The sequence below is a fragment of the Pseudotenacibaculum haliotis genome (assembly GCF_042684245.1).
GTDB lineage: Bacteria > Bacteroidota > Bacteroidia > Flavobacteriales > Flavobacteriaceae > Polaribacter > Polaribacter haliotis_A.
This window is the reverse complement of the sequence record NZ_JBHULH010000012.1, coordinates 202214-225214: the sequence shown is the minus strand read 5'-3', so window position 1 is coordinate 225214 and position 23001 is coordinate 202214. Positions and strand designations below refer to the sequence as shown.

Sequence of the window (23001 nt, the reverse complement as noted above, 5' to 3'; positions counted from 1 at the left end):
CCTGTTTTTCGGGAATTTTAAAAGTTGAAAAGATTTCAAAAGATAATTTAATTAACTTTGAATCAAACCATTAACTTTTGGCTATGAATTTTCGCATTTCTCTATTATTGTTGCTTTTATGCACCGCTCTTTTTGTCAATTGTAAGTCAGAGCCTCAAAAGAAAAAGTCTCACTTAACACCAGAACTCGATAGTATTGAGAATGCAAATACAACATCAGTTTTGGAATCAGGCAACAATGTGACCAAAGCCTATGTAGACTCCAAATCAGGTGAATTTGCTTTGGATGCTCAGATGAGAAAAGATCATCGTTTTTATGGTTATGAGAAACCCGATACCAATTCCAAAAGATTGATTCTTTTTTCCATCTTTACCAATGATGTCGAAGGAAACCCTTTTGATTTAGAGCTCGGTGCTTATTACAGCACTCATGACATGACCGACACAAAGATTACTTATTTAAATGATACTCACGAGAGTTTTATAGAAACAGAAATAGAAGATGCCCAAGGAAAAAAGAGAAAGCTCTATTTTGAAAAAAAATGGGTAGTGATCGATAATGAGATAGAAGAATATACAGACGAGGATAACTACGATGTTGATGTTGATGATGATGATGTACTTCGTGAATACGGAAAGGTAGAAAAGTTTGAAGACGGGGTATATCCAATGTATATTCTTACTGTAGATTTTGTTGAGCGAAACTTTACTCAAGACTTTAACTTGAATATTGAAGCTGTTTCTATTGATGGGGAAACCTTAAACAATCTGCCGGGGAAATACGCAACCATCTACTACACCAGCGAACTTGAAGAATCGCTTTATGATATTCATTTCAAAGGAAAGTCTCTGTATGGAGAATATGCTCCTGAATTGGATTCGAGTTGGAAAAAAATTACCGGAACCATAAAAGGCGCTCAAAGTCTTTCCGGCGATCTTCCCAGCAAAGTAACTATTACTTCTGCAGAGGGTGTAACAATGAATTTTGAATTGTATGTAGATGATGTTGTTCAGAAAGCAAACAATCAGGAAGTGACTGTTTATTATGATGTAAGAGCTATCAACACCATTACTAAAATAGTTCCTTCAGAAGATTAATGATTGAAATGCGGGTGTGTCCAAATAACCACTTCCGGATTTTTCTCTTTTACCGCTTCTTGAAATTCTTTGTTGAAGAATAGCCTAAAATAACGAATGGTTCTTTCTTTTGCCCCATCTTTATATCTTAGTTTCCAAAAGCGTTCTCCATTTACTTTTGTCGCACTTCTTTTGATGCTGATAATATCTGTAAAAGGAATTGCTTTTTCTTTTTTGTCACGAATGATGTATACATTTTCATCATCGTGCTCAATTCTTCTGGCTCTTTTGAACACAAAAAACAGTCCTACTCCTACAGCTATAATAAGTAGGTTAATCCAAATATAGGAGCCTAAAGATTGAGGAATAGCAAAGGCAACAACAGGAATCATCAACCAACGTGCCCAAGCCCATCCTTTTCTGATGACTCTTCGCGCTCCGGTGTTCTTTTGTGGTTTTCGTGAAGTTCTATATTCCATAATGTATAAAGCTACACTTTTTCGGTTAAGAAATAATCCTTCTTTTTAAAATCAGGTGTTTTTACTCATCAATAACTTCCTCTTTTACAATAGATTCAGAACATATTTTAAAACCTTTAACCCCATATCTTATGAATAAGAAATCTAAATTACCATACAAGTATGGATTCGCAAGAATCGGTAGTGTGATGAATTGCCTAACTCGCGAATTCAATCCATTAAAACATGCTTTTGACATGTCTAAACTTAATGCCTTAGGCAGGATACAAACAAAGCAACCTATTGGTGAATTAAGCATTGAAGCAAATTCCTTTTCCAGTTCTCATCAAAACTCCTCTTCTTCAAGTGGAGATACTACGGTAAAAGCAGGTTTTCCTTTCTTTAAAACCAGTTACAATGAACATACTTCCAATAGTGAAGCAAAATTAAACACTGCTAACGGACTAAGTCTTAAAGTAAAACACTCCCTTATAGGTTGTGATATTGTTTTAAACCACAACGTTACTCCAGAAGAGTTGTATGCTTGTGCTACTCCTCGTTTTAAAGCTGCTTATAACAGAGTTGCTGAATCTTTAGAACTATTCAATAAAATTAGTCAAGGAGAGGAAGATGATGACCATCAACTTTCAGAAGAAGAAGCTCAAAATAGATGGCTGCAAGCATGTCATGATTTTCAAGCAGAATTTGGCCATGGATTTGTCACCAAACTAAAACTAATTTCTACTGCAAGTGGAGAACTATTGGTGTCTTATGATTCAGAAGTAGACCAAGACCAACAAAAACACGGAAGAGGTTATTCTTTGGGTGGCGCATTTAAAAAATTCTCTGCAGGTGCATCTCATGGAAAGGAATGGGTGGATGCTCATAGTAATTCTGAAGCAAAAGGTTCTGTTTCTGCTCAGGTAGAAAGTATTCCCGGAATCTCATCTGTTGCCGATTGGGCAAACTCATTTATCACTGATTATGCTGGAAAAAGTATTGATGCTATCCAAGAAAAACCTCCAACATCAATAGCTGCTCCTGTAGCAGATGCAAAAGCACCGGAAATACCCGCTGTTGAAGCACCTAAGAAGGAAGGTTTACCGACACCTACTATAACACTAGATAGTGCTGACAAAGTGGTGGAATTTATGCGGGTGAAAGAGATGAAAGATAATGGGGAAAATGGCACAAAAGATGAGTGGAAAAATTTTAGCAAAAAGCTTAAGGAGGATGCTAAAAGTGCAACTGATTCGAAAATCTCGCAAGAAGGGCAACAAGAACAAAAACAAGACAATGCATCACAAAAAAAATGGAATTACACTCAAAATAAAATTCACTCTCTAAAAACAGATAATGACATTACTTCAAAAGATCAATTGGATGCTTCAGAAGATATTTCATTGGGTGAATATGACATTTATGATTTTGAATTCACCAATTATCTCGACTATTTCCCTGCCTTGGCTACAGATGCATTTTTCCCAACACGCTCAGGGTTAAACATCTCCAAAATAAACATATACTTAATGACCCGGCAATTGATTGGATCTTATTTTAATTACATCTGTCAAATGCCTTTAAAAATTACAGGAGGATATATTACTAGAGATCGTGCAGCTTCTTATGAAAAAACACTTTATGAATATTCAGATTTTATTAATACCTATATAAAAAACAAAGAATATATTACGGATGACGATTTTAGAATTTGTACAGCTAAATTTGGTGAAATGTTGCAGGCAAACACTCATTTTGCCAAAATAGGCATGCCTGTTTACAATTATTTTAACGAACACTATGAAACTCTTTCCAAGGCTCCTTTTGGTTTTACACTCACTGCATTTTGCGACAGCTATGGTAGTGGCAAAACAACTAGAGTCTATGGAGAGCGATATAACCCCAATTCAACTAATTCATATTCTAAAAATAAAATCTATACCGAAGGTTATTTAACTAATCTAAAATGCACATTATCTCCTTGGACAAAACTCAGAAATGACTATCAATCTTTGATGAAAGACAGTACTAGGTTTATCCCTGTTATTCATGGCGGAGAGAAACCTTCTCTCGTTTTAGCTTGCTATTCATATGATGAATTTACGGATAAATGGGCATGGTTAATATTAGGCAAAAAATTAAAAGAAAATGATCTTCATGGAAAACATACAACTCTTTTTAATATAGATTATTTTGATTTAAAGATCATACATTTTCATCTTGAAAAAAGTGGCAACAGATATTTTAAAGCTAAATTTCATCGATCAGAAGATCAAATTGAAGGTATTGAAGATGAAGGCGTTGAAGGTTTAGAGTTTTTAAAATTGGCTCAAGTCATTTATGATCATGATCAGAAATACCTTGGAAAAAAATTAGTACAATTAGGTTTTGGTCCAATTACTCAAAAAGATAGTAGGGTAGAAAAACTAATTGACGCAAAATTTATGCCCGTAGATTATGATCTAGTAGGTGAAGGACCTATTCAAGGAATTCCTATGTGGCAAGATTTTCCTTTTCAAGCATTACAAGATTCAATAACTTCTGGGTTTGGATCAGCTCGTCAAAAAACTTCTGTAGAAGAAACCGCTTAAAATAAGCGTAGAATTAAAGTAAGTTGGAAGTTTATTCCAACTTACTTTTAAAGAATTGCTTCGATATTCGGTTTGAAATAATTAGGTCCTTTTAATACTTTTCCGTCTTCTCTATAGATCGGTTTTCCATCTTCTCCTAACTTACTCATATTACTACGCTGAATCTCATCAAAGACTTCTACAATTTTGTGTTGCATTCCGTGCTCGATAATGGTTCCCGCTAAAATGTATAGCATATCTCCTAAAGCATCGGCAACTTCTACCAAATCGTTGTTATTGGCTGCTTCAAAATACTCTTCGTTCTCTTCTTTCATCAAGTTAAAACGAAGCAAATTCCTTTCTTCTCCAATATTTGCTGTAGGTTCATTTTTAATTCCCAATCCAAATGCTGTGTGAAACTCATGTACAGCGTCGGTATATTTCTTCATTTAGTACTTATTTTTATAGTTTAAGACCTCTCGACTGCGCTCGAGATGACATTTATTTTAAATTGCTTTTTTTAGAATCCAAGCCGGAACAATTTTCAATACAAAGGCAATGATGGCCCAACGCTTTGAAATGTAGGCGACTCTTTTTTTCTTTTTAATTGCTGAATAGATCTGTTTTGTGGCTTTCTCCAAAGACACCATCCAAAAGATCCCATCTCCCAACGCCATAGCTGTATCTACAAATCCGGGACGAATATCGGTAATAAAAACTTGCTTAGACTTGATGGTTTTTGTTTTGATGTATAAACTTTCTAAATAGGCTTTTTGATATGCTTTGGAAGCAAAATAAGCCGGAGCAGCTCTATTTCCTCTTATAGATGCTATGGAAGTAATTCCTACCAAATGTCCGAAGTCTTGTTCTCGAAATAAATTGTAAGCCAAATCGTAGAGTTTTGTCACGCCTACTACATTGGTTTGAATGGTCTCATTTTCTTTATTCCATTCCAGTTTCGGGTTAATATGACCTACTCCAGAAGATTGAATCACCAAGTCGATCAATTCAAAATCTTGAACAATTTCCTGAAAAACCTTTTCTACCTCCTCTACTTTTTGAATGTCATTTTGGTAGATTTCTATCTGATTTGGATACTTTCCTTTTAGCTCTTTTAACTTTTCCAATCGTCTTCCAGTAATGGCAACTTTGTATCCGTCTTTGATCAAAAGTTCGGTAACTTCTTTTCCAATTCCAGAAGTTGCTCCAAAAACGATTGCGTTCTTCATTTAATTCTTAATTTTGCTAAAAATACAACTTTATGTTCACTACAGGACGACTCATTTTTATCGCTTTTTTTGTCATTGCCTTTATCATTCTTATGACACTTTCTTACCGCAAAGATTCTGGCAATCATCAATCGTATTATAAAGGAGCAGCAAAAAAAGTAGCCATCTACGGAACCATTGCTATTATTGTATTTGTAGCCTTACGATTTTTGATCGCTAAGCTGATCTAATTTGTCATGATCTAAAATGGTATTTCCTTCTTCATCAAAAAGAAAGGAAGGAACAAACTTCACATCTGTTTTCAATTGTGAAAATTTATAGGAATAGATCTTAAATAGTTTTTGAGAAAAAGCTTCATCATGATACTGTAATAGAATATACATTTCGGCATCTAATTGCATTAATTCTTCATTCGAATATTTAGACAACACGCTATCATCATTCAACTCATGTACTATGGTCCACATGGTAGGTAAATACATGATCTTATCTCTTTCCAGTTTTAGTTGATAAAAATTACGTTTATGAGTCTCCGCCTTTTCATCAGGTTCTGTAATGGATAGTGTTACGGTTACTTCCGGTTCGATCATCATATTCTTTCTACTATTCATCAAACGAAACATGATTGCCCTGTGTTCTTTAAAATCACGAACGATCAAATTCTTGCTGAATTTGATAGATGCTCGCGGCTTCGAGAAACGTCCGTACAAAAGTCCTGTGATGAATGAGAATCCCATCAAACCGATCATGGCCTGAAAAGAGGCAATAATATTGGCCATTAGTCCTTGGGGAGCGATCCCTCCGTACCCAACCGTTGTAATGGTTTGTGCACTAAAGAAAAATCCGTTCAGCAAATCTCTCCATATATTTCCTGTAGAAGGTGTGATTTGCTCAATACCGATTAAGTTGTACACAACTGAAAACACAATATTGATGAGAGTGTACACCAGAAATACAAACAAGAAAAACCTCCACCAAGGAATCTCGATCAGGTAAGAATAAAGGTCTTCTAGTCCTCTTCTTTTATTGATGTGAATTACATTTGAACTTCCATCTTCATTAATGATCTTTTTTGCATTCTTAAAGGACCCATAACCAAATCCCGGGTCTTTTACTTTTTTCGCCATAGTTCTCTTCTATTTGATCTTTATCGGTTTGATTGCAGTTTGTCGTTTGTTTACATATTCAAATACATTGTTACCAAAGTACCCGGCTTCTTCCAACATGATCCGAATGTCTTTTTGCCAAGTAGGAATGTTTACGGTCACATTCAATTCAATAGCATAAACCGTATTCTTGTGAAGCGGATAATCTCCTCGAAAAGGAACTCCACCTTGTGAATCCCACATACCAATTGTAGTTCCTGCACTGTGCCCATATTTTCCTAAAGGGTGTGAATAAATTGCCGGCTTCAATCCTTCTGACTTGGCTTTGGAAAGCGAGCTTAATAAAATCTCATTTCCGGTTCTGCCTTTCTTCATTTCCGAAGTGAGAATGTCTTGCAATCTGTTTCCTTTTTTGTAGGCTTCTTGCAAGAATACTGGCACTTCTTTTTCATTATCATGTAGTACGTATGCGTGTTGCTGACAGTCGGTATTCAATCCAATGTAAGTAATCCCAAAATCGCAATGCAATAAATCTCCTTTCTGAATGGTTTTACCTTTTTCTCTTTTGGTGAATGAATAGATGTGAGATTTTAGTTCTTCTTTGGTACGTTGAATATCTACAGAGGGATGAAACCACGTTTCCAGTCCCATATCGGTTACTTTTTGACGCATCCACCAAACTACATCATCAGTTGTTGTCTTTCCGGGAACAATCACCTTGTTTGAGAAAGCTTCATCTATGATATCGTGAGTGATCTTAACCAAATGCTTAAACAGTTTCATTTCTTTTTCTGTTCGTGTCTCTATCCAGTTAACAGCTAACTTCTCTGCAGAGACCAATCTCGACTCTAGCGAATCCGGTAAATGTTGTTTCAATTCTTCGTAATCTGTTTTAACCAAGCCATCAGCTAAAGGAAAGTGTGCTGAATAATTGATCCCTATATTTTTTGGGTTTCTTTTGGCAATGATATCTACCAATGCTTTCCATTGATCAGGTTGTTTTTCTTTTTGCCAAGCAGACTTGATACTTTTTCCTATGTTGTATCTGGCTACGGCTAGTCTTTCTATGGTATCATTCTTTTGATCTCTGTAAAAAACCATCATGGTTCTTCTTCTTGCATTCAGCCAATTGGCTGGCAACATAGTTCTCATTACAGGGTCTTCATTGTATTCTCTGGAAATGATCAACCACATATCAATTCCTGCATCGTCCATTAGTTGTGGCAACAGGTTTTGAAACCTGTCTTCTAAAAGTTCATCTTTTAATTTGGCTCTTTCTCGTTCGGGTAAAACTTGTGCAAAAGTGATACTGCTTAAAAAAAGACAGATCACAAACAGATTGATTCTCATATTGTTGGTTAATTTCCTCTAAAGATAGCTCTTCTTTTGGAAACGTTAAAGTTTAGGAAAAGCGCTCGTTTTTGGAATATTTTTCGGAACTTTATATTTACTGAAAACTTTGATTATGAGACATCTACATAAATTTATCGGAATTTTCATTGTGGCAATCATTGTGTACGCATGCTCATCTCCTGCTGATAGTTTACAAAAGAAAAAAGAAAAGGAAAAACCTGTTGTAATTGCTAATGATAGTTTGGAATATGAGGTGATTATTTTTGATGTAGGTTTCAGTAATTTTTTAGCCAGTCGTGCCAAACCAAGAGGCTTTTACACAAAAACGTATATGGAAACTTGGAATCAGATTTATGTGATGAACTGGAATATGAGAGCTCAGAATCCTTTACGATTCAATCAAAGTATTTATGGGAATATTATCAACTACGATTCTAAGATCGATTATGGTTTTGAGGTCAACTACAAACTTTTTAACTATTTCCAGTTTGCTCAACAAAAATATAATATGCGCTTAGATGGCGGAACGGGACGACCTGTTAGGATTCGGTCGTTTTAGCATAACTCACAAAACTGAAATTGTACGGATTTTTCTCATCAGCTGTAAAGTCTTCTTGAGCAATCAATTTCCACTTGTTTGAATTGATCTCAGGAAAGAAAACATCTGCATCAAAATCACTAAGCACACGTGTAATATCTAATTGGTCTGCCAATCCTTTTTGCATGGTTTCTTTGTAGATCTGCGCGCCTCCAATAATAAACGCATGTTCTTCGTCTTTTACCAATTCTAAGGCTTGCTCCAGGCTATGAACAATATCACATCCTTCTTGCTTGTAATCTGTATTTCTGGTAATGATAACAGACCTTCTGTTTGGTAATGGTTTTCCTATAGATTCAAAAGTATTTCTTCCCATAATAATGGTGTGCCCGGTAGTTACTTTTTTAAATCTTTTTAGGTCGGCAGATAGATGCCAAATCAAGTCGTTGTCTTTTCCTAACTCATTATTGTTTCCAATAGCAGCAATAATTGTAATCATAGAATAGAGTGTATGCAAAAAAATCCGAGCTAAATTACCGTAATTTTTTCTCTATCAGGTATTTTTCGGTTGTTTTTTATCTAAAAAATGCTTCGTAATGTTGAGTGGATGATCCTTGCTAGTTCATATCTTTTAGCCATTCTTTGATATAGCTGTTGAAATCTTCTTTTTCTGTGATATGATCTTCAGGAGTTGAATTAATATTGTCAATTAGGGTCTTAATTGCCATCAGAATATTCTCATCATCAATATCCGAAATCCTTTCGTATATGTAATCTTTCAGTAGATCTGTGGTAATAACGGTCATAGTAATTAATAGTTTGGAAAACTAAGTTACGGAGACTCGCGTCAAGAAACAATACCTAAATTATAAAAATACGTTAATTTACACAGCCACAACGCCTTTGATATGTGGGTGTGGGTTGTAATTCAACAGTTCAAAGTCGTCAAAAGTAAAGTCGAAAATACTCTTAACTTCCGGATTGATCTTCATGGTTGGCAAAGGTCTGGCATCTCTAGATAATTGTAGTTCTAGCTGCTCCATGTGATTGCTGTAGATATGAGCATCGCCAAAAGTATGAATAAAGTCGCCCGGCTCGTAACCACATACTTGTGCCATCATCATGGTAAATAAGGCATAAGATGCGATGTTAAATGGTACTCCTAAGAAGATATCTGCACTTCTTTGATACAGTTGGCAAGACAGCTTTCCATCGGCTACATAAAACTGAAAGAATGCATGACAAGGAGGCAACGCTGCTTTACCATTCGCTACGTTTTCTGAAAAAGAAACTGAAGTATCCGGTAACACGCTAGGGTTCCATGCAGAGACCAACATTCTACGACTGTTAGGGTTGTTCTTTAATGTTTCGATCACTTCTTTTAGTTGATCTATATCATCGCTGTTCCAATTTCTCCATTGATGCCCGTATACAGGTCCTAAATCTCCATTTTCATCTGCCCACTCATTCCAGATACGCACTCCGTTTTCCTGAAGGTATTTTACGTTGGTATCTCCTTTGATGAACCAAAGCAATTCGTAAATGATAGATTTTAAATGGAGCTTTTTGGTTGTTACCATAGGAAACCCTTCACTCAGGTCAAAACGCATTTGATACCCAAAAACACTTTTGGTTCCTGTACCAGTTCTGTCTCCTTTTTGATTTCCGTTCTCTAGAACGTGCTTAACTAAGTCGTGATATTGCTTCATACATCCATCATTTTTTCTTCGATACTAAAATAAAAAAAGCTTCAATTCGTGTGAATTGAAGCTCTCAATATTGTGATAAAGTTATTAACGATTTGTTTATATGCTATCCAATGATCATTCCGGCTATGGTTGCTGACATTAGGGACGCTATAGTTCCTCCAATCAGAGCTTTCATTCCAAACTCAGACAAGGTCTTACGTTGTCCCGGAGCTAATGATCCGATTCCTCCAATTTGAATTCCAATAGAAGCAAAATTGGCAAAACCACATAGCATATAGGTTGCCATAATAATAGACTTATTATAAGTCAAATGAGTTGCATTGGCTACATTTTTTAATTCCGCTAATTGAATATAACCTATAAACTCACTAGCGGCTAATTTGATACCTAATAATTGCCCCATTAATGCCATATCTTCACTTGCCACCCCTATCAGCCACATCAACGGCGCAAAAGCATATCCAAGAATCATCTCTAAAGTAAGTTCTGTATAAGGAGTATTTGCAGCTATTACATCGTTTAATCCAGTAAAACCTCCAATAGAAGATAATACCCAATTTAACATAGCAATAAACGCAACGAATACCAACAACATGGCTCCTACATTTACAGCTAACTTCAATCCTTCAGTGGTACCATTGGCAATAGCATCAAGAATATTTGAACCTATTTTATCTTGCTCAACTTTAACATCTGTATTGATCTTCTCTGTTTGTGGATATAGTATTTTAGAAATTACAATAGCTCCCGGCGCTGCCATTACTGAGGCTGCTAATAAGTGTTTTGCAAATTGTAAGCGCAATACAGGGTCATCACCTCCTAAGAAACCAATATAAGCTGCCAATACAGCTCCGGCTACTGTAGCCATTCCTCCAATCATCACCAAGAGAATCTCGGAACGATTCATTTTTTCTAAGTAAGCTTTGATCAATAATGGGGCTTCTGTTTGTCCTAAGAAAATATTTCCGGCTACAGACAAACTCTCTGCTCCTGAAATTTTAAGCACTTTAGATAGTAACCAAGCTAAAGCTTTTACTACCCATTGAATAATTCCTAGATAAAATAACAATGAGGTTAATGCAGAAAAGAAAATAATTGTTGGTAATACTTGGAAAGCAAAAATGAATCCGAATGTATCCATATCTACTACTAATCCTTCAAACAAGAATTTACTTCCCGCCCTGGTAAAGTCTAAAACTTTAATAAAAAGTTTTCCTACGATCTCAAAACCTGACTGGATAAAAGGTACTTTTAACACTCCAATAGCAATCAATAATTGAAAAACTATCCCTAACCCTACTGTTTTCCAATTAACTCCTTTTCTATTGGAACTAAATAAATAGGCAATGATCAATAAAACGATCATACCTAAAGCTCCTCTCCATAGACTTGTAAAAGAAAAACCTTTACTAGGAATTATTTTAGAAACTGATTCTTTTGCTTCTGTTTTTACAATAGGCTTAGCCTTGCTGTTTAGGGCAAAATTGTACGAAACATTGTTTTCTGTTATCGTTAACAATGAATCTGTAAGATTTGATATGTTATAGTATCGTACAGTGTCTTTGGGAAGTATATAGTTAAAGATCAGTAAATTGTTTTGATGGATATAGCTTCCTTCTGCTTGTAAACTGTCTTTGGCTACTAAAGTGTAGCTAAACTTTCCATCTTTTAGAGTAAAGGAATCGCTTTCATTAATTTCTATGATCTCTTTTCCTTCTTTTTCTACGGAATGGAAATTCCAATTTTGCTCAATAGTCTGGGCAAAGCCCAAAGATGATATCAAACAAAAAATAAGAATGATGTATTTTTTCATACAGTATGTTTAAGAACGTTTGCTTATTTCGTCGCGAATCTTAGCTGCTAATTCATAATCTTCATTCGCAACAGCTTCATTTAATTTATTGTGAAGTTCTTTTAAGGAGTAGTTTGAAAAGTTGGTTGAACCGGGAGTATCTTCAAGAGTTACCTCTACAGTTTCCGGGTCTAAATTTTCTTTGATCGCAATTTCTTCTTCTATTTTCAAGTAAATTCCGGCTTTGTCCAGAATATTCTCGTAGGTAAAAATAGGTGCTTGAAAACGAACAGCGATCGCAATAGCATCTGAGGTACGGGTATCTATGATCTCTTCTACTCCATCCTTTTCACAGATTAAGCTTGAGAAGAAAATTCCATCTACCAATTTGTGAATAATGACTTGTTTTACTTGAATTTCAAATCGTTCAGAGAACGTTTTGAACAGATCGTGAGTCAAAGGTCTAGGAGGTCTGATCTCTTTTTCCAAAGCAATGGCAATTGATTGAGCTTCAAAAGCTCCTATGATAATTGGCAATGTCCTTGTCCCTTCCATCTCACTCAAAACCAGCGCGTAAGCACCACTTTGCGTTTGACTGTAAGAGATCCCTTTTATGGTTAGTTTTATTAAACTCATATGCTAATGTCATAAGTTAAAAAAGGCTGTCTAATCATGGCGATCACCAAAAATCAGACAGCCCTTATAACTAGGGCACAATTTAATAAAAATTATGAGTTTTGTGCTTTAAATTCTTTCAGTTTGCTAATTAATTGTGGAACTACTTCAAAAGCATCCCCGACAATTCCATAATCAGCAGCTTTAAAGAATGGTGCTTCCGGATCGGTATTGATCACTACTTTCACTTTAGAAGCGTTCACTCCTGCTAAATGTTGAATAGCTCCTGAGATTCCAATTGCGATGTATAAGTTAGAAGCTACAGGCTTTCCTGTTTGCCCAACGTGCTCGCTATGAGGTCTCCATCCTAAGTCAGAAACTGGTTTAGAACAAGCTGTTGCAGCGCCTAATACTTCTGCCAACTCTTCTACCATTCCCCAATTCTCAGGTCCTTTTAAACCTCTACCTCCCGATACTACTACATCAGCATCTGCGATGGTTACTTTTCCTGTTGCTTTTTCAATATTGGTAGATTTTACTCCAAAATCTGCATCAGAAACGGCAGCATCAAAACTTTCTACATTTCCTGCAACTGCATTTTCATGTACTCCGTAAGAGTTCTTAGCCAAACCGATTACTTTATTCTCTGTTGAGATCTCTGTATTGTTGAATCCTTTGTTAGAAAATGCTTTTCTCTTTACTGTAAAAGGACTTGTTGAGCTAGGTACAGCTACTACATTGGATGCATATCCGGCTCCCATTGCTACAGCTACTAATGGTGCTACGTAGAATCCGTCTACACTAGAATCTACAATTACCACATTTGCTCCTTTAGCTTCAGCCGCTTGCTTGATTACAGAAGCGTAAGCTTTTGCATTGAATGTTGCTAACTGATCGTTGTTTGCAGCAACAATAGTTTCTGCTCCGTAGTTCTGTAATTCTGAAGCATCTGCTGCATTGATTGCTAAAGCTACTAGGTCTGTTCCTAATTGCTCTGCTACTTTTTTACCATAAGAAACTACTTCGAAAGCCGATTTCTTAAATTTTCCGTCTGTTGAACTTGCGTATACTAAAACTGACATATTCTCTCTATTTTCTTATGATTAAATTACTTTTGCTTCGTTATGTAATAAGTTGATCAATTCATCAACATTATCTGCATCTACTAATTTCACAGCTCCTTTAGGTGCCGGCTTTTCAAATGATTGAGAATTTGTCGCGCTCTCTGTTCCTGTTGGTTCAACTACATTCAATGGCTTTTTACGCGCCATCATAATTCCTCTCATGTTAGGAATACGAAGATCTGATTCTTCTACAATTCCTTTTTGTCCTCCAACAACCAATGGCAATGATGTTGCTACAGATTCGCTTCCTCCATCAATTTCTCTTGTTGCTGTAACACCTGTACCTTCAACTTCCATTCCCACACAACCATTCACAAAGTTGAAATCTGTTAATGCAGCCAACATTCCCGGAACCATTTGTCCATTGTAATCACTTGATTCTTTTCCTGCCAAAACAAGATCGTATCCTCCATTCTTTACAACTTCTGCTAATTCTTTTGCTACAGATAAACCATCGGTAGGCTCAGCATTTACTCTAATTGCATCATCTGCTCCAATTGCCAATGCTTTTCTTAATGTTGGTTCTGTGCTCGCATTTCCAACATTTACAACAGTAACAGAAGCTCCTTGTTTTTCCTTAAACCACATTGCTCTTGTAAGAACAAATTCGTCGTAAGGATTGATCACAAACTGAACGCCGTTGGTATCAAACTTGGTATCGTTATCTGTGAAATTGATTTTTGAAGTGGTATCAGGTACGTGACTGATACATACCAATATTTTCATGTAAAACGTATTTTAATTTAGTGGCTACGAAGATACTATAATTTATTAAAAAATACTATGCATGCATAGTATTTTTTTCTTCTGTAAAAATTGAAAACAAGACCAAAGGAATGATCAATCCAAAATAAGAAATGTCAAACAGACTCCCGAACATATTCTGTTGCCAACCTTCTTCTATAACGTTGATAAAAAACCTTGATAAAACTAAGAAAAAGGTCAACAATAAAAACAATTTAAAAAACTGATTTAAAGAGGAATGCACATATGAAAAGATTACAGACAAGCTCAAAAATAAAATACTTAAATACCATGGAGCTTCACCGGTTTGATTGTTCAATGGATTAAATTTAATTGCAGTATCTAAGTCTGGAATTGTTATTAAAACAGGTAGGGAAATCAGTCCTAAAAAGAAAAGAAGCCCAACAATAAACCATAATTTCTTTTTCATTTCTATTTTGAAAAAAGATGAAAAAAACAATATGACGAAAGGAATGACAACAAAAAGTCGAGTTAAAAGAAAGAAGGCTATGAAAAAAGATAAAAGTACTGGCTTTTTAAACATATCATTTTTCCATTTTGATTTCCACCACAGAATGAATAGTGAAACCAAAACCATATTACTCATCAAATCACTTTTGGCAGCTACCTCCCAAAGAAAAGCCGGAGAAAAAACCAACAAAGAGATCATCAACACTTTTATATAGTTGGTTAGGTTACTCTTGTACACAACTACAAACAATAATAAAAAAACAAAAGGCTGCAAAAGCCCTACATCTCCCAATAAATAAAAGGGCAATCCTATATAAAAAAGAGCGGGTAAGTTTGAGGTTGTATCACCTTTAGCATCTAAAAAAGTAGTGTAGGGATAGTTTCCTTCTAGCACGTGAGAAATTGTGGTATACATTCCTTTCCACCTGAGAACTTTCAGCGAAGATTCATCAACATTCAATACCAAGATTACCAAAGCAAAGAAGATCAATAGCCCAAAGCTTAAAAAAAGAGTATTGAAATATCTACTCTTGTTTATTTTGCTTTCGAAATACTTTACTACTCTTAGAGCAACTAATCCGATAACGAGATAAAGAGCAATCAATATATAAACGGGAATATATTCCTGTCGGGCACCATATTTTATCAAGTAAAAAATGTTTGCAAAAAAGTAAAGAATCACCAATGTTATATTCGGCTGAAGCCCTAAAAACTTAGGCATAGAAATCGTTATCGTATTTTGAAAGTGAATGTACATTTTTTTCTTAAGAATTTCCCTATTTTTGCTTTTTCATTAAACAACTAAATAGTACATGAAGACAGTTCAGTTTCGTGAGGCCGTATGTGAGGCAATGAGTGAAGAAATGCGTAGAGACGAAAGCATCTACCTAATTGGAGAAGAAGTTGCAGAATACAACGGTGCCTATAAAGCCAGTAAAGGAATGCTGGATGAGTTTGGAGCTAAAAGAGTAATTGATGCTCCAATTGCCGAGTTAGGTTTTGGAGGAATAGCAGTAGGTTCTGCCATGAATGGAAACAGACCTATTGTTGAATATATGACATTCAACTTCTCCTTAGTGGGAATCGATCAGATCATCAACAACGCTGCAAAAATCAGACAAATGTCGGGAGGTCAGTTCAACTGCCCAATCGTTTTTAGAGGACCAACAGCTTCTGCAGGTCAGTTAGCAGCAACGCATTCACAAGCTTTTGAAAGTTGGTATGCAAATTGTCCGGGATTAAAAGTGATCGTACCTTCTAACCCATATGATGCTAAAGGATTATTAAAAGCGGCCATCAGAGATGATGATCCGGTTATTTTTATGGAGTCTGAGCAAATGTATGGTGACAAGATGGAAATTCCTGAAGGAGAATATATCATTCCTATTGGAGTTGCTGATATCAAAAGAGAAGGAACTGACGTTACTGTAGTTTCTTTTGGAAAGATTATTAAGGAGGCATACAAAGCTGCTGACGAATTAGCTAAAGAGGGAATTTCTATTGAGATCATCGATTTAAGAACTGTTCGTCCAATGGATCACGCTGCCATTGTTGAATCTGTAAAGAAAACCAATCGTTTGGTAATTTTAGAAGAGGCTTGGCCATTTGGAAGTGTTGCTTCAGAAATTACTTTTAGAATTCAAGATGAAGCTTTCGATTATTTAGATGCTCCAATCAAAAGAATAACAACAGCAGATACACCTGCACCTTACTCTCCAGTGCTTTTAGAAGCTTGGTTACCAAATAGCGGTGATGTTGTAAAAGCTGTAAAAGAAGTTTTATACAAATAAATCGCATTTTTTTGCGTTATAATAACTTCATCGGCATAAAAGTTGATGAAGTTTTTTTTCTTATGAAGCGATATTTCCCAATTATCATTTTCCTTTTATCATTTGGTTTTACCTACGCACAGACGAAAGTTAGTGGTCGTGTTTTTGATGAAAACAACGAGCCTGTAGCCTATGCCAATATCATTTTTAAAGGATCTATAGAAGGTGCCATTTCCGATGAGAATGGTCGATTTTACTTAGAGTCTAAAAAGACTTGGAAAACTCTTGTGATTTCTTTTTTAGGGTACGAAACCTTAGAATACACATTAACCAAGAAGGTAAACTACAACATGAAGTTTGTTTTAAAAGAAGAAGCAAACACGTTGAATGAAGTAGTAATTGTTACCGGAAAACAACCTAAGAAGAACAATCCGGCTATTGATATTCTTCGTAAGATCTGGGAAAAGAGACGTAAGAATGGAGTTCGAAAATTCGATCAATATCAATATAAGAAATATCAAAAGGTAGAGTTTGACCTTAATACAATAGATAGTACTTTTAAGAAAAGACGTTTGTTTAGAGGAATGGAGTTTGTCTTTAAAAATGTAGATACCTCTGCCATTACAGGAAAGACTTACTTGCCGGTTTTCTTAAACGAATCTGTTTCTGAAGTTTATGGAGATAATACGATAAACAAAGAGAAAGAAGTCTTGAAAGGAAATAAGAACACAGGGTTTAGCAACAACCAAGCTATTATCGACTTTATTGACGACTTATATACAGATTATAATATTTACGATAATTACATCAAGTTCTTTTACAAGAGCTTTGTAAGTCCGCTTTCTAGAACCGGAATTCAGAACTATAACTATTATCTGGCAGACAGTGCCTTTATAGATAATAAATGGTGTTATAATATTATCTACTATCCTAGAAGGAAAAATGAGTTGACTTTTAAGGGTGATTTTTGGGTAAACGATTCTACGTTTGCCATCAAAGAGATTAACATGCAGGCATCAAAAAATGCCAACATCAACTGGGTAAAAGACATCTATATAGAGCAAGAGTTTGATATTTTGAACGATTCTATTTTCTTGCTGAAACGTGATTATTTCTTATCTGATTTTGCACTGAACAAGCGTGAAAAGTCAAGAGGTCTTTACGGTAAGAGAACCACTTTGTATACCAATTATGAGTTTGATAAAAAGTTAGACGAAAAGTTTTACGAAAAGAAACAGTACAACTTTGACGATACGGTTTACAATCAACCGGATGAGTTTTGGGAAGACAATCGTCTTGAGAAGTTAAATAAAGACGAACAAGGGGTATATGAGCTTCTAGACACATTAAAAACAGTTAAGAAGTTCAAACGAATTTACAATACAATTGCTACGCTATCTTCCGGGTATTATGAGTTTGATAGCATTAACTTTGATTACGGACCTATCTTCTCTACATTCGGGTTTAATGATGTGGAAGGATTACGTATTAGAACCGGGGGTAGAACTTATTTCGGATATAATGATCCTTGGCGTATAGAAGCTTACACTGCCTATGGATTTAAAGACAGAAAGTTCAAATACGGAATTCAAGGAAAGGTGCTACTGGATAAGAAAAGTAGATTGATTCTTTCCGGTGGAAACCGAAGAGATGTAGAGCAAATTGGAGCTTCTTTAACAGCTACAACAGATGTACTGGGAAGAAGTAACGGTTCGTCATCGTTGGTAGGAACAGGCTCCAATGACCGATTGACCAACTTAAACCTGTCAATGGTCTCGCTGGAAATTGAACCGCTTCGAAACCTTGTCTTGAGTTTATCTAACAGTTATAAGATATTGCGTTCTGCTTCTCCAACATTTAGTTTGGATTACAACGATCCTACATCTCCAACAGGAGTTTCATCGGAACTGAAACAGTACGAAACAATATTTACAGCCAACTACTATCCGGGAAGAAAAGTCTCTGGAACCGGTGTAGAGATCTCTACAAATACAGATCGTTTGAGAAATATTTTCTTACAGGTAACCAAAGGAAGTAAAGGTCCGTTTGGCAGTGATTTTGACTATACAAAAGTACAGCTTGCCTATACACAACCTTGGTTTATTGGTGGTTTTGGAAGAATGAGAACCTCTTTAGAGGCAGGAAAAACATTTGGAGAAGTTCCTTTAGGCTTGTTAAGTGTTGTTCCGGGAAATCAAACCTATTTTGCTTTCTTTAATACCTTTAATCAATTAGATTTCTATGAGTTTGTAACAGACACTTATTCTTCGTTCCATTTAGAGCATAATTTCAATGGTAGAATATTTGCCAGAATTCCTCTATTAAGAAAACTGAATTTAAGAACAGTGGTTGGTTTTAGAACAGCTTGGGGACAATTATCGGATAAGAACATTGCTCTGAACACAACAAACAATCCATCTCAGATTCTATTGCAGGCTCCAAACAAAGCTCCGTATTTTGAGTATAGCATTGGAATTGCAAACATCTTAAAGGTTTTACGAGTTGATTTCAATTTCAGAGGAAATTACCTCAACAATCCGGGTGCTAGAAAATTCGGAATTACGTTTGGTACCGGGTTTTATTTCTAGTGCTTAGTAAGTATACGTAATAGCCTCACCAAATGTTTGGATGTTCAGGATTACTTCTTGAGCTTCTGTAATTCTTAAGGGTCTAAGATCAAAGCTTAGGGTAACAATTTCATCAACGTTGCAAGAATCATCTGTGTCTAATAGCAAACGGAGTGTTCTGTGATGTTCTCCTGAATTGGTAACGGAACCGGAATCTACAAGTTCAACTTCTGTATCGTTAATATCGCAGGTTCCTATTCTAACACTCATCAGCAAACAATCGTCTTCTATTCGCGCACTTTGAATAAAGAAATCTCCTCGGTTGATCGCATTGTCAAATTGGTCTGAAGAAACAAAAGCAAATTTTCCACACACAGGAAGGTCTGCTTGTCGCTCATCACATCCTATAAAAAAGAGTAATGAAACTAGGGATAGTATTTTTATAGATCGCATATAGGGTTGGTTAAATTTAGTTATAAAATTAGCAAATAAACTTTAATTCAGTTCTTTACAAAAACAAAGAATCTGATAGGTCTCACCCCCTAAAATTCATCAAAAATTATACCGCTGAAAAAAGCCATATTATAACAAACTCTTTACTAAGTTTCATTGGTCATAAACTTATAATTCGGTACCTTTGCACCCCTTAAAAATAAAAGGCATGAAAACATTCGACGTTTTAATAGAAATTCCGAAAGGAAGTAGAAACAAATACGAGTATGATTTTGAGTTGAAGAAGATCCGTTTCGATCGAATGCTTTTTTCTTCAATGATGTATCCGGGTGATTATGGCTTTATTCCTGAAACCTTAGCATTGGATGGTGATCCGTTAGATGTTTTGGTAATGGGAACTGAACCTACTTTTCCTATGTGTGTTATGGAAGTAAAACCTATTGGGGTTTTCCATATGACTGACGAAAAAGGTCCGGATGAAAAATTGATTTGTGTTCCTGTTACTGATCCTATTTGGAACAGTTATGAAGATATTTCTGATCTAAACCCACACAGAAAAAAAGAAATTACACATTTCTTTCAAGTGTATAAAGATCTAGAAAAGAAGAAAGTAGATGTAGGTGGATGGGGTAATGCTAAAGAAGCATACAAGATCTACGATAAATGTGTAGAGCGTTACCAAAACAGCGAGCACAAGGCTAAAAATAGCTTTAGCATCTAAACTTACTTAACACTAAGTTAATTCAACCCTTTCATATTGAATATGAAAGGGCTTTCGTATTTGGGTCGATTTCACTACTTTTGCCCAGCTTATAAACAAAAAACCAAACATATATGGAATCTAATATGATTTATGTGCCAATGGTCTTGGCAATTGTAGGTTTGCTTTTTATGTTCGTGAAAATGTCGTGGGTAAAAAAGCAAGCTGCCGGAAACGATAAAATGCAATCTATTTCTAAAGCCATCAAAGAAGGAGCTTTAGCATTCTTAGGAGCAGAGTATCGTTTATTGTTCATCTTCGTAATCATTGCATCAGGTGCTCTTTTCGGAATCTCTCAAGTAGTAGAGACTACCAGTATCATGATTATTCCAGCTTTTATTATTGGAGCTGTATTTTCTGCATTGGCAGGAAATGTTGGAATGAGAATTGCTACTGAAGCGAATGCCAGAACTGCTGAAGCTGCCAAAACAAGTTTACCTCAAGCCTTAAAAGTTTCTTTTGGGGGTGGTACTGTAATGGGTTTAGGAGTTGCAGGATTGGCCGTATTAGGTTTGAGTTTATTATTCTTCATTTTCTTAGGTCAATTTATGACCGAAGGAGGAGATTTCTATAATGAAATGACCATCGTACTAGAAACCTTAGCAGGGTTCTCTTTAGGAGCTGAGTCTATCGCATTATTTGCTCGTGTAGGTGGAGGAATCTACACCAAAGCTGCCGATGTAGGAGCAGATCTAGTAGGAAAAGTAGAAGCTGGAATTCCTGAGGATGATCCTCGTAACCCAGCTACAATTGCAGATAACGTAGGAGATAACGTAGGAGACGTTGCCGGAATGGGAGCTGATTTATTTGGTTCGTATGTAGCAACAGTATTAGCTGCTATGGTATTAGGTAACTACGTGATCAGAGATATGTCTGTAACAAGTCAATATACTGATGCATTCAACAACATGGGACCAATCTTATTACCATTGGTTATTGCTGGTGTTGGAGTATTAGCTTCTATCTTAGGAACATTCTTAGTAAGAATTAAAGACAATACTGCAAAAGAAGCTCAAGTACAAAAAGCATTAGACTTAGGAAACTGGGTTTCTATCATTATCACATTAATCGCAAGTTATTTCTTAATCGATTGGATGTTGCCAGAAACTATGCAAATGAACTTCTTTGGAGAAGGAACAAAAGACGTTGCTTCTATGAATGTATTCTATGCAGCTTGTATTGGATTGGCAGTAGGAGCTTTGATCTCTGTAGTAACAGCTTACTACACTAGTTTAGGAAAAAAACCTGTATTAGATATTGTAAAAAACAGTTCTACCGGAGCTGCTACAAATATTATTGCCGGATTGGCAGTAGGAATGAAATCTACATTCTTATCTGTAATCTTATTTGCTGCTGCAATCTTTGGATCGTATGCTTTAGCAGGATTCTACGGAGTAGCGTTGGCTGCTTCTGCAATGATGGCAACAACTGCAATGCAATTAGCTATTGATGCATTCGGACCAATTGCCGATAACGCCGGTGGTGTTGCTGAGATGAGTGAATTGGAAGAGCACGTACGCGAAAGAACTGATATTTTAGATTCTGTAGGAAATACTACTGCAGCAGTTGGAAAAGGATTTGCAATTGCTTCTGCAGCTTTAACTGCTTTGGCATTATTTGCTGCTTATGTAACCTTTACAGGAATTGACGGAATTAACATCTTTAAAGCAGATGTACTAGCTATGCTATTCGTTGGAGGTATGATCCCTGTGATCTTCTCTGCATTAGCAATGCAGTCTGTAGGAAAAGCTGCGATGGAAATGGTACAAGAAGTACGTCGTCAATTTAGAGAGATTCCTGGAATCATGGAAGGAAAAGGAACTCCTGAGTATGCAAAGTGTGTAGATATCTCTACCAAAGCTGCTTTAAAAGAAATGATCTTACCAGGTTTAATTACTATCATTACTCCTATTTTAATTGGATTGTTGTTTGGAGCTGAGCCTTTAGGAGGTTATATGGCTGGAGTTTGTGTATCTGGTGTTATGTGGGCAATCTTCCAAAACAATGCTGGAGGAGCTTGGGATAACGCTAAGAAATCATTTGAAGCTGGAGTTGAGATCAACGGAGAAATGACATATAAAGGTTCTGACGCTCACAAAGCGGCTGTAACCGGAGATACTGTTGGAGATCCTTTTAAAGATACTTCAGGACCATCTATGAATATCTTGATCAAGTTAACTTGTTTGGTTGGGTTGGTAATTGCTCCTATCTTAGGAGGGCACGGTTCAGATGATAGCCACGGTAAGAACCTTGAAACAGTAGAAATCAAAGTTGATCAATTAGCTAAGAACGATAACAATTTTACACAAGTTGTAAAAATGGATGTATCTAAAAATAAAGATAATACTGTAAAAGCTGTTGTTACTACTTCAACTACAAATGAAAACGGTGAAACTGTTACCAAAGAAGAGATCTTTGAAGGAACTCAAGAAGAAGTAGAAAAGAAGATCGAAGCGTTTAAAGGTGATGCTGAAAATGTAAAGATCAAAATCAAAAAAGAAGTAAAGAAAGTAGAATAGATTTTCTTTCAATCATATAAAAACCGCTCTCCAGAAGCTTCTGGAGAGCGGTTTTTTCTTATATACAAAGTTCTGTGGTCTTTACTACGTAAATATATTTACAAGTAGGCTATTTCTTGTAGCGGGTAAAAATACCCGTTTTTCAATA

22 protein-coding genes are annotated in these 23001 nt (G+C 35.9%); 8 read left to right on the top strand and 14 right to left on the bottom strand.

Annotation, left to right across the window (positions count from 1 at the left end):
- The first annotated feature begins 83 nt into the window (after positions 1 to 83).
- Complete coding sequence (locus tag ACFSRZ_RS15505; RefSeq protein ID WP_379667487.1) at positions 84 to 1097, top strand: hypothetical protein; 1014 nt, start codon at positions 84 to 86, stop codon at positions 1095 to 1097.
- Here ACFSRZ_RS15505 and ACFSRZ_RS15500 read toward each other — a convergent pair.
- Positions 1094 to 1555: an MGDG synthase family glycosyltransferase gene (locus tag ACFSRZ_RS15500; RefSeq protein ID WP_379667486.1), complete on the bottom strand. Its 462-nt coding sequence runs from the start codon at positions 1553 to 1555 to the stop codon at positions 1094 to 1096. The two genes, ACFSRZ_RS15505 and ACFSRZ_RS15500, sit on opposite strands and share 4 nt — an antisense overlap.
- A gap of 131 nt (positions 1556 to 1686) precedes the next feature.
- On the opposite strand from ACFSRZ_RS15500, the gene ACFSRZ_RS15495 reads away from it, so the two are divergent.
- Entirely contained in the window at positions 1687 to 4125 is a 2439-nt protein-coding gene (locus tag ACFSRZ_RS15495) for a hypothetical protein (RefSeq protein WP_379667485.1), read from the top strand.
- Between the two features lie 47 nt (positions 4126 to 4172).
- Here ACFSRZ_RS15495 and ACFSRZ_RS15490 read toward each other — a convergent pair whose 3' ends face one another.
- Together ACFSRZ_RS15490 and ACFSRZ_RS15485 are read right to left on the bottom strand one after the other, a co-directional pair.
- Complete coding sequence (locus ACFSRZ_RS15490) at positions 4173 to 4553, bottom strand: pyrophosphohydrolase domain-containing protein (protein WP_379667484.1); 381 nt, start codon at positions 4551 to 4553, stop codon at positions 4173 to 4175.
- 57 nt (positions 4554 to 4610) lie between these two features.
- Positions 4611 to 5333 (bottom strand): SDR family NAD(P)-dependent oxidoreductase, encoded by a 723-nt coding sequence (locus ACFSRZ_RS15485; RefSeq protein WP_379667483.1) that lies wholly within the window; start codon positions 5331 to 5333, stop codon positions 4611 to 4613.
- A 32-nt stretch (positions 5334 to 5365) separates the two neighbouring features.
- Here ACFSRZ_RS15485 and ACFSRZ_RS15480 point away from each other — a divergent pair, with 32 nt between their 5' ends.
- Positions 5366 to 5563: a hypothetical protein gene (locus tag ACFSRZ_RS15480; protein ID WP_379667482.1), complete on the top strand. Its 198-nt coding sequence runs from the start codon at positions 5366 to 5368 to the stop codon at positions 5561 to 5563.
- Here ACFSRZ_RS15480 and ACFSRZ_RS15475 read toward each other — a convergent pair.
- On the bottom strand, positions 5534 to 6460 hold the full coding sequence (locus ACFSRZ_RS15475) for an ion channel (RefSeq protein ID WP_379667481.1): 927 nt from the start codon (positions 6458 to 6460) through the stop codon (positions 5534 to 5536). The two genes, ACFSRZ_RS15480 and ACFSRZ_RS15475, sit on opposite strands and share 30 nt — an antisense overlap.
- 9 nt (positions 6461 to 6469) lie before the next feature.
- Entirely contained in the window at positions 6470 to 7789 is a 1320-nt protein-coding gene (locus ACFSRZ_RS15470) for a M24 family metallopeptidase (protein ID WP_379667480.1), read from the bottom strand.
- A 115-nt stretch (positions 7790 to 7904) separates the two neighbouring features.
- Here ACFSRZ_RS15470 and ACFSRZ_RS15465 point away from each other — a divergent pair, with 115 nt between their 5' ends.
- On the top strand, positions 7905 to 8351 hold the full coding sequence (locus ACFSRZ_RS15465) for a DUF6146 family protein (RefSeq protein ID WP_379667479.1): 447 nt from the start codon (positions 7905 to 7907) through the stop codon (positions 8349 to 8351).
- On the opposite strand, the gene ACFSRZ_RS15460 is transcribed toward ACFSRZ_RS15465, so the two are convergent.
- The 8 genes from ACFSRZ_RS15460 to ACFSRZ_RS15425 all read right to left on the bottom strand — a co-directional run bounded on the left by ACFSRZ_RS15460 (position 8332) and on the right by ACFSRZ_RS15425 (position 15542).
- Positions 8332 to 8829 carry a dihydrofolate reductase gene (locus ACFSRZ_RS15460; RefSeq protein ID WP_379667478.1) on the bottom strand — a complete coding sequence of 166 codons (498 nt, stop codon included), beginning with the start codon at positions 8827 to 8829 and terminating at the stop codon, positions 8332 to 8334. The genes ACFSRZ_RS15465 and ACFSRZ_RS15460 overlap by 20 nt on opposite strands.
- 118 nt (positions 8830 to 8947) lie before the next feature.
- Positions 8948 to 9136, bottom strand: coding sequence for a hypothetical protein (locus ACFSRZ_RS15455; protein WP_379667477.1), 189 nt, complete (start codon positions 9134 to 9136; stop codon positions 8948 to 8950).
- 78 nt (positions 9137 to 9214) lie between these two features.
- The gene (locus ACFSRZ_RS15450; RefSeq protein WP_379667476.1) at positions 9215 to 10039 is read right to left on the bottom strand and encodes a thymidylate synthase; all 825 of its coding nucleotides are present in this window, start codon (positions 10037 to 10039) and stop codon (positions 9215 to 9217) included.
- A gap of 103 nt (positions 10040 to 10142) precedes the next feature.
- The gene (locus ACFSRZ_RS15445; protein ID WP_379667475.1) at positions 10143 to 11852 is read right to left on the bottom strand and encodes a NupC/NupG family nucleoside CNT transporter; all 1710 of its coding nucleotides are present in this window, start codon (positions 11850 to 11852) and stop codon (positions 10143 to 10145) included.
- Positions 11853 to 11861: 9 nt separating this feature from the next.
- Positions 11862 to 12467, bottom strand: a complete 606-nt coding sequence (locus ACFSRZ_RS15440) for a bifunctional nuclease family protein (protein ID WP_379667474.1) — start codon at positions 12465 to 12467, stop codon at positions 11862 to 11864.
- 92 nt (positions 12468 to 12559) lie between these two features.
- Positions 12560 to 13528: an electron transfer flavoprotein subunit alpha/FixB family protein gene (locus tag ACFSRZ_RS15435; RefSeq protein WP_379667473.1), complete on the bottom strand. Its 969-nt coding sequence runs from the start codon at positions 13526 to 13528 to the stop codon at positions 12560 to 12562.
- Positions 13529 to 13549: 21 nt separating this feature from the next.
- Positions 13550 to 14296: an electron transfer flavoprotein subunit beta/FixA family protein gene (locus tag ACFSRZ_RS15430; protein ID WP_379667472.1), complete on the bottom strand. Its 747-nt coding sequence runs from the start codon at positions 14294 to 14296 to the stop codon at positions 13550 to 13552.
- A 55-nt stretch (positions 14297 to 14351) separates the two neighbouring features.
- Positions 14352 to 15542, bottom strand: coding sequence for a hypothetical protein (locus tag ACFSRZ_RS15425; RefSeq protein ID WP_379667471.1), 1191 nt, complete (start codon positions 15540 to 15542; stop codon positions 14352 to 14354).
- Positions 15543 to 15597: 55 nt separating this feature from the next.
- Here ACFSRZ_RS15425 and ACFSRZ_RS15420 point away from each other — a divergent pair, with 55 nt between their 5' ends.
- Positions 15598 to 16575 (top strand): pyruvate dehydrogenase complex E1 component subunit beta, encoded by a 978-nt coding sequence (locus tag ACFSRZ_RS15420; RefSeq protein ID WP_379667470.1) that lies wholly within the window; start codon positions 15598 to 15600, stop codon positions 16573 to 16575.
- A 62-nt stretch (positions 16576 to 16637) separates the two neighbouring features.
- Complete coding sequence (locus tag ACFSRZ_RS15415) at positions 16638 to 19142, top strand: DUF5686 and carboxypeptidase-like regulatory domain-containing protein (RefSeq protein ID WP_379667469.1); 2505 nt, start codon at positions 16638 to 16640, stop codon at positions 19140 to 19142.
- A 3-nt stretch (positions 19143 to 19145) separates the two neighbouring features.
- Here ACFSRZ_RS15415 and ACFSRZ_RS15410 read toward each other — a convergent pair whose 3' ends face one another.
- Entirely contained in the window at positions 19146 to 19574 is a 429-nt protein-coding gene (locus ACFSRZ_RS15410) for a hypothetical protein (RefSeq protein ID WP_379667468.1), read from the bottom strand.
- 208 nt (positions 19575 to 19782) lie between these two features.
- Between ACFSRZ_RS15410 and ACFSRZ_RS15405 the strand changes: the two genes are divergently transcribed.
- Entirely contained in the window at positions 19783 to 20295 is a 513-nt protein-coding gene (locus ACFSRZ_RS15405; protein WP_379667467.1) for an inorganic diphosphatase, read from the top strand.
- A gap of 113 nt (positions 20296 to 20408) precedes the next feature.
- The gene (locus ACFSRZ_RS15400) at positions 20409 to 22853 is read left to right on the top strand and encodes a sodium-translocating pyrophosphatase (RefSeq protein ID WP_379667466.1); all 2445 of its coding nucleotides are present in this window, start codon (positions 20409 to 20411) and stop codon (positions 22851 to 22853) included.
- Positions 22854 to 23001: the final 148 nt, after the last annotated feature.